Here is a 7,469-nt window from a genome sequence, read left to right on the forward strand (position 1 = left end):
ACGGCCCGCGTGGTTGCCGGAGCGGATCAGGTCAGGGTGAGTTCCAGGACGGTGACGGACAGCGGCGGCAGGGTGCTGGTGAAGGAAGCAGCGGCGCCGGTGACGGTGCCGGTCCTGGGCACCACGGTGCTGGGTTCGGTCAGCGTGTTCGTGGTGGTGGGCGAGGGTCCGGTCAGGACGGTGGCGGTGGCGTTCCTCTCGACACCCTTGGCCAGCCCCTTCAGTTCGACCGGCACATTCACCTTCTCCGCCCCGCAGTTGACGACCGCCAGGTAGAGACGGCTCCCGGAGCGGGTGGCGACGGTGGCGACAGCCGGCAGTGCACGGGCGGAGGCCGGCAGCACTGTGCTGCCCAGCCGGCTCGTGAGCATGTGCTGCGCCCAGTAGCTGGGTGAGGCGTAGCTGGTCAGGTTGTCGTAGGCGATCAGGTTGGTCGCCCAGACGTTGTCCTTGACGTGGGAGAAGAGCGGCGCGTAGCACTCCATGAGGACCTGGTCGGAGTTGCGGATCAGCCCTGCCAGCCATGCCGCGTCGCCCAGAGCGGCGTTGAGGTCGGGTGTGGGACGGCCCTCCTGCGCGGCCCATTCCCCGACGAAGACCTTCGTCGAGTCCCGGTCCCGGCTGTCGTACTTGTGGGTGGAGGCCTGAGCGGCGGACGGTGCGAGGTAGTAGTGCTCGTCGATCAGGTCCGGCTCACGACTCGTCACCGGCGTCGTGGCGATCAGCTTCAGTCGCGGGTACTTCGCCTTGATCGCGTCGTGGAAGGCCGCATACCGCTCCTCGTACGATCCGGAGCCGTCGAAGAAGTCCTCGTTGCCGACCTCCACGAACTCGAGCGGGAACGGCTTCGGGTGTCCGTCGGCGGCGCGCTTCGCGCCCCAGGTGCTGGTCACGGGGCCGGTGACGTATTCGATCTCGTCGAGTGCGTCCTGGACGTAGGGCTTGAGTGCGTCACCGGTCACGTGTTCGCCCCTCAGCGAGTAGCCGGCGAAGACGGCGAGGACCGGCTGGGCGTCCATGTCCTCGACCCATTCCAGGTATTCCAGCAGTCCGAGCCCGTCCGTGGACCAGTAGCCCCAGGCGTCGTCCATGTGGCCGGGACGCTCCCAGACCGGACCGATGGTCTTCTTCCAGTCGAACCGAGTGGCGATCGTGTTGCCCTCGACGAAGTTTCCGCCGGGGAAGCGCAGGAACTTCGGCTTCAGGGCGACCAGTTTCTCCATCAGGTCGACGCGCAGTCCGTTGGGACGGTTGTTGTAGGTGGGTGGGAAGAGGGAGACGTGCTGGAGCCAGAGGGTCTCGCCCGCGGCGGCGGGGTCGGCGGTGGTGACGGTCAGCCTCGCGTCACCGACCACGGGAGCGCCTGGACCGGTGCGCAGGGTGAGCTCGAAAGGGCGGTCGGGGAACGTGGTGCCGACGTGGGGCACGGGTGCGGACGCGTACACCGTCGAGCCGTCCGCCGACTCGATGGTCACCGTGAGAGGCCCGATCCGGCGCGATGCCTTGGCGAACAGCCGGGCTGTGTACGTGGTTCTGGGCCGCACCGGTATCCCCCAGAAGCCGTCATTGGCCACCCCGGACCGCGTTCCGGCCCCGGTGCCGCTCGGCAGCACGACCTTGAGGGAACGTTTGAGCGCGTCGTTGAGTGGAGTGGCGGTGTCCAGCGAGAGAGTCGCCCCACCGACGGCGGACCAGTGGACCGGCGCGGTGTCGTCGGCGGTCATCGAGCGGTTCTGCACCAGTTCGGCGTAGATGCCGCCCTCGCCCGAGTGGTTGATGTCCTCGAACATCAGGCCGGGAAGGATGGGGGACACGGCGTGCAGGGGAGTGGCGACGTCCACGCTCAGCAGCGGTGTCGTGGTCTCCACCGGTACCCCGGCCAGCGCCGCGACCTGGTCGGAGGTGAGGACGGACGGGAACATCCACACGTCGTCGATCAGGCCGTGCCACTGGTCGACGTGCCCACCGCCGTAGAGGGCGCGGCCGATGGCGGTGTCGCCGCCGCCGGCCCAGCCTGCCGTGTAGGCGGTTTCCCCTTCCAGCACGCCGTTGACGTACAGGCGGGTGACGCCGGCCGCGGGGTCGCTGACGCCGGCCAGATGGGTCCAGACGCCGATGGCGGGGGCCGAGGCGGCGGCCGCCACGGCGGCACTTCCGGTGGCGTCCCCGTTCAGCCGGGCGAAGGCGAAGGTGCCGGTGTCGTCGCGCAGCCCCAGGTAGAAGGAGCTGACGACCTTGCCGTCGATGCTGACGGCGGTCTGGTAGCCGCCCGCCTGAGCGAGATTGACCCATGCGGCCACCGAGAACGCCTGGGAGGTGTCGAGGGCCGGCCCGGACGCCGCGGCGTTGCCGCCTGCCTGGAGGTTCAGGCAGTGGGCGCCGACCTTGCCGGTGTCCCAGGTGGCCGCGCCCTGGAGGACAGCGGTGCGACCGTTGCCCGAGGAGTCGGCGGCGGAGGTACCGGTGCCCTCGTCGAAGGTCCAGTGCGAGGCAGCTGCGGGGAGGTCCGCGGCGGGGGCGGCCGCGGCCGCGGCGGAGCGCTCGGCGGCCCGGGCGGGAGCGGAGGCGGCGAATGTCCCGGCAAGGGACGCGACGCCAAGGGCGGCTGTGAGGACGGACCTGCGGGGCAGCCCGGCTTCTGAAGACATGTGCGACGTTCCTTTGGGGGGAGACAAGTCGGTCAGTGCAACTGCGGGGTTGGGGGGATGGGGGGTTGGGGTGGACGGCTTCACTGTCACCTCGTCCCCGAGCGCCTTTGTCGGTCGAGGAGGGGATGTCGGTGCCGGCGCGCGGCCGGGTCCGAAGCCCGGCACTGTCGGCACTCGCCACCCGGGTGCCCGTCGCGGTGCCCTGCCAGTCGCTGTCCCTGGTCGAGCCCACGACGGTCAGCACCCGTGTGGAGCGGCCGCCACCGCCGGCGAAGGGCGGGCGGTGACGGCCCTCGGTGCCGCGGTGCTCGCCGCCGTCGGCGGTGACTCGGTCGGTTCGGTCAGGGGGCGATGTTCCACTGCTGGCAGGTGTTGTCGAGTTGTTGCCACTGGCGGACCGCGGTGCCGTTGGCCGTTCCGCAGTTCGCGACGTCCAGCGTCATTCCGGTGTTGACGTTGGTGAGGGTGTAGTGGCTGCCGGTCTTGGTGACGTCCCACTGCTGGCAGGTGTTGCCGAGTGAGGCCCACAGTTGGACGGCGGTGCCGTTGCTCTGCCCGCAGTTCTTGTCGTCCAGGACGGTGCCGCTGTTGACGTTGGTGATGGTGTAGTGGCCGTTGCCCGCGCCGGCGAACTTCCACTGCTGGCAGGTGTTGCCGAGCGAGGCCCAGATGTCGATCGAAGTGCCGTTTCCGGTACCGCAGTTCACCGCGTCCAGGACCTTGCCGGAGTTGGTGTTGGTCAGCCGGTAGGCGGTGCCGGCCACGGGGAAGCCGGTGGCCGGGGTGGTGTAGCCGACGGAGGTGATGTTGGCCTGCACCGCGTTGTCGGCGGCATCGGTCGGGTAGCCGGAGGTCATGACGCCTTCGAAGAAGGAGCCGTCGGACCCGTTGCTGTTGTCACCGCCGGTGCCGAGGACGATGGCGCCCTCCAGGTGCATCGGGGTGTATCCGCCGAGGTTGGGCAGGGCGCCGTTGTACCAGGTGGTCAGGGAGCCCGACTGGGCGTTGCCGCCCTTGATCGCGTAGGTGGTCGTGCCGTTGTTCTTCTCCAGGGCGGTGACGAACTCGCTGGAGTTGCCCTTGTTGTTCGAGTTCGAGCCGTTCCCTCCGAAGAAGAGTCCGTTCTCCAGGTCCGCCTCGACCCAGGGGCCTGATCCGGCGCCGGAACACGAGAACCAGCACTCCGTACCGAAGTTGATCGCGTCCATGTGGCCGTTGCCGGTGTCGTTGCCGGACGTCTCGGCGTTGCCGTAGTCGAAGCAGCAACGGTTGTTCACGTGGTGGCCGCTGGTCACCATGTACGCGCCCTCGGGCGAGCTGCCGGTGGAGATACCCGTGGTGCTGTTGTCGCGGTAGCCCACGCCGGCGGACACGAAGACGCCGTACGCCGCGTGGCCGCCGACCGTGACCGGCAGGGCGTCGGCGATCGCGCCGACGTCCTGTCCGCCGTTGCCACCCGGCCCCTCGATGGTCAGGTCGTTGTGGTGCGAGCTCTGGTCGTAGATCTTGGTGATGACGCAGGTCGTACCGGCGCAGAAGGAGTCCTGCGCCGCGGCGTTGGCGTAGCCGCCGGCGCTGAGTACGCCGATGTTGGTGGTGGCGGAGTCCGAGGTCCGCTTGACCTGGTAGAGAGGGCCGTTGTAGGCGGCGTAGAGCGCGCGCGTGGTGCTGTGCGCCGCGGCGCAGGGCGTCCCCGCGGAGGCGTAGATGTCGCAGGGCAGGGAGGAAGCGGCCTGAGCCGTCCCGGCGGTGCTGACGACTCCGGCCAGGATGCCGGCGAGCAGCGCGAGGACCGCGCCCACCACCCTCAGCCGGAGTCCTCTCAGGTGTCTGGCTGTCACTGTGAACCTCTTCCGTCTTGCGTTCTTGTCCGGTGCGACGCCGTGTGCGCAGAGAGCAGGGGGACGTCGACCGCTCGGGGGATTGTGAGCGCTAACAATGAGGGGCACGGATGCCGTCCACTCATCCGAGCTGTAGGGAGACGAGGGGTACGGTCGAGCTGTCGGTCGCTCTGTTGGAGCTGGACCACGGTGGTGTGACTGCGCCGTTCTCACGTGGTCGGTGACTGTTCCACCGGTCTCGCGACACCATCTTTTTACGCTGCGGTGAACTGCAGGCAACACAGTCCGACAGTCAAGAGTGTGGAAACAAAGGTCATGCGTTGCTTTGGTTCCGGGGCTCGGCCGGCACCCCCCGGCCCTGCCATGGGTGACGGGTGAGCAGGTCAGGGCGGCTTTGGCTCCCTGGTGGCGCGGGCAAGAATTCCGAAAGACAATGGGCGGAGAGATTGACAGCCAAAATGTGTGCGCTAACAATGCCCCCACGGCACTACCGGCCCCGGCCGGGGAGCGCACCGCTCGGAACGTGATGGGCGCGTAAGGAGGTGGGGCATGGAAGCGGATCGCGCACCGGTGATGGCGGACGTGGCGCGGATCGCGGGCGTTTCGCACCAGACCGTCTCGCGGGTCCTCCATGACCACCCGAACGTGCGGCCCGCCACCCGGGACCGGGTGCTCGCCGCGGTCCGCGAACTCGGCTACCGCCCCAACGCCGCCGCCCGCACCCTGGCCACCCGCCGCACCCGCACCCTGGGTGTGATCAGCTTCAACACCACGCTGTACGGCCCGGCCTGCATGCTCTACGGCATCGAGCAGGCGGCCAGACAGCACGAGTACTTCGTCACCGTCGCCGCGGTCGGCACGCTCGACCGGCGTTCGGTGCTGGACGCCGTCGACCGGCTTCGGGACCAGGGCGTGGAGGGAATCGTCGTCATCGCCCCGCAGACCTCCGCGGTCGGCGCACTGGCGAACGTACCGCCCGACGTGCCCCTGGTCGCGGTCGGCTGCGGCACCCACACCGCGCTGGCCTCGGTCGCCGTGGACAACGAGGCAGGCGCCGAACTCGCCACCAACTACCTGCTCGACCTCGGCCATCGCACGGTGCACCACCTGGTCGGGCCGCGTTCCTGGCTCGACGCGCAGGAGCGCGAGGACGGTTGGCGCAGCGCTCTGGAAAAGCGGGGCGCTCCGGTGGCCGAACCGCTGGCCGGCGCCGACTGGACGGCCGGCACGGGATACGAGCTCGGGAAGCGGCTCGCCGCCGACCCCCATGTCACCGCGGTGTTCTGCGCGAACGACCACATGGCACTCGGTCTGCTGCGGGCGCTGCAACAGGCCGGGCACCGAGTGCCCGAGGACATCAGCGTCGTCGGTTTCGACGACATGCCGGAGACCGAGTACTTCGGCCCGTCACTGACCAGTGTCCGCCAGGATTTCGACGAACTCGGCCGACGTGCCCTGCGCGCGCTGATCGAGATCGTCGGCGATCCCGATGCCGGGATCCCGGCGTCCGACGAGACCCCCCACATCGTCATCCCGCCCAGTCTGGTGGTGCGAACCTCGGCGACCCGCCCCCAGCACTGACCGACGACTCGGTCGCACCACCGGCCTGCCCAGAGAAAGGGAACTCCGTCACGCGCCGCATCCACTCGATGTAACGCCGACCATCCGACTGCGGCACCACGCCCCCGCTTGCCAGGGGCCGTCACACGTGCGTGCCGCAGGGCGAAAGACCTTTCTACTAAGCCCACTTGGGGGCCCGAGGTCGGCGACGTGAGTCGCCGGCCGCATGCGATTCTCCCTCAATCCGGCGCGATCCTGCTCGAGTTCATCACCAACGGACTGCTCGCGCTCAAGGTCAGCCCGTACGACCAGCAGGTGGTGCAGGGAGCGGCTCTCGGCGTCGCCATCCTGCTCGACCGGGCGCGCGCTACTTCGGCAGGAGCCGCAGCCGGCACGTCCGTCGAATCCGCCGGTCCGAGCGCAGCCTCCGCCTCGGTGCGCTCAGATGATCGAACAGTGATCGATATATCGAATACGTCAATGTGAGGAGACTGATGGTGAACGCCGCAGACGAGACAGCCGGAATCCCTGAACCCTGTGTCGTAGGAGTCGACTTCGGGACGCTGTCCGGCCGGGCCGTGGTGGTCCGCGTACGGGACGGGGCGGAGTTGGGGACCGCCGAGCACGGGTACCGGCACGCGGTCCTGGACCGGGAGCTGCCGGACGGTACCCGGCTGCCCCCGGACTGGGCCCTCCAGGTGCCGTCGGACTACGTCGACGTGCTGCGCCACGCGGTGCCGGCGGCGCTCGCGACCGCCGGTGTGCGGCCGGAGCAGGTCATCGGCATCGGCACCGACTTCACCGCGTGCACGGTGCTGCCGGTGCTCGCGGACGGCACGCCGCTGTGCGAGCTTCCCGGCCTCTCCGGTCGTCCGCACGCCTACGTGAAGCTGTGGCGCCACCACGCGGCCCAGGCGCAGGCCGACCGGATCACGGCACTGGCCGCGGAGCGGAAGGAGGCGTGGCTGGAGCGGTACGGCGGGAAGATCTCCTCGGAATGGGAGTTCGCCAAGGCCCTCCAGGTGCTGGAGGAGGACCCCGAGATCTACCACCGCGCCCAGCGGTGGGTGGAGGCGGCGGACTGGATCGTCTGGCGGCTGTGCGGCACGTACCTGCGCAACGCCTGCACCGCCGGTTACAAAGGCCAGTTGCAGGACGGCGTCTATCCCTCCCGCGCATACCTGGAATCACTCAACCCCGGCTTCGCCGACTTCGTGACGGAGAAACTGGAGCACCCGATCGGCGAACTGGGCGCGAAGGCCGGGCACTTGACGGCTGAGGCGGCGGCGTGGACGGGTCTGCCGGAGGGCATCGCGGTGTGCGTGGGCAACGTCGACGCGCATGTGACGGCGCCCGCGGCGAAGGCGGTGGAGCCCGGCCGGATGGTGGCCATCATGGGCACCTCCACCTGTCATGTGAT

General features: G+C 69.3%; 6 protein-coding genes. 4 read left to right on the forward strand and 2 right to left on the reverse strand.

The window, feature by feature from the left end; genetic code table 11:
* Positions 1–26: 26 nt before the first annotated feature.
* Positions 27–2,648 carry a LamG-like jellyroll fold domain-containing protein gene (locus ACIBK3_RS32680; protein ID WP_399371027.1) on the reverse strand — a complete coding sequence of 874 codons (2,622 nt, stop codon included), beginning with the start codon at positions 2,646–2,648 and terminating at the stop codon, positions 27–29.
* Positions 2,649–2,773: 125 nt separating this feature from the next.
* Here ACIBK3_RS32680 and ACIBK3_RS32685 point away from each other — a divergent pair, with 125 nt between their 5' ends.
* The gene (locus ACIBK3_RS32685) at positions 2,774–2,935 is read left to right on the forward strand and encodes a hypothetical protein (protein ID WP_399371028.1); all 162 of its coding nucleotides are present in this window, start codon (positions 2,774–2,776) and stop codon (positions 2,933–2,935) included.
* 54 nt (positions 2,936–2,989) lie between these two features.
* On the opposite strand, the gene ACIBK3_RS32690 is transcribed toward ACIBK3_RS32685, so the two are convergent.
* Entirely contained in the window at positions 2,990–4,489 is a 1,500-nt protein-coding gene (locus tag ACIBK3_RS32690) for an arabinofuranosidase catalytic domain-containing protein (RefSeq protein WP_399371029.1), read from the reverse strand.
* Between the two features lie 549 nt (positions 4,490–5,038).
* Between ACIBK3_RS32690 and ACIBK3_RS32695 the strand changes: the two genes are divergently transcribed.
* From ACIBK3_RS32695 to ACIBK3_RS32705, 3 genes are all read left to right on the forward strand, one after another.
* Complete coding sequence (locus ACIBK3_RS32695) at positions 5,039–6,070, forward strand: substrate-binding domain-containing protein (protein WP_399371031.1); 1,032 nt, start codon at positions 5,039–5,041, stop codon at positions 6,068–6,070.
* Between the two features lie 189 nt (positions 6,071–6,259).
* On the forward strand, positions 6,260–6,535 hold the full coding sequence (locus tag ACIBK3_RS32700; RefSeq protein ID WP_399371032.1) for a hypothetical protein: 276 nt from the start codon (positions 6,260–6,262) through the stop codon (positions 6,533–6,535).
* Between the two features lie 8 nt (positions 6,536–6,543).
* The coding region (locus ACIBK3_RS32705) for an FGGY family carbohydrate kinase (RefSeq protein WP_399371034.1) at positions 6,544–7,469 on the forward strand (926 nt) is incomplete at its 3' end.

This window comes from Streptomyces sp. NPDC050287 (assembly GCF_044459385.1).
GTDB lineage: Bacteria > Actinomycetota > Actinomycetes > Streptomycetales > Streptomycetaceae > Streptomyces.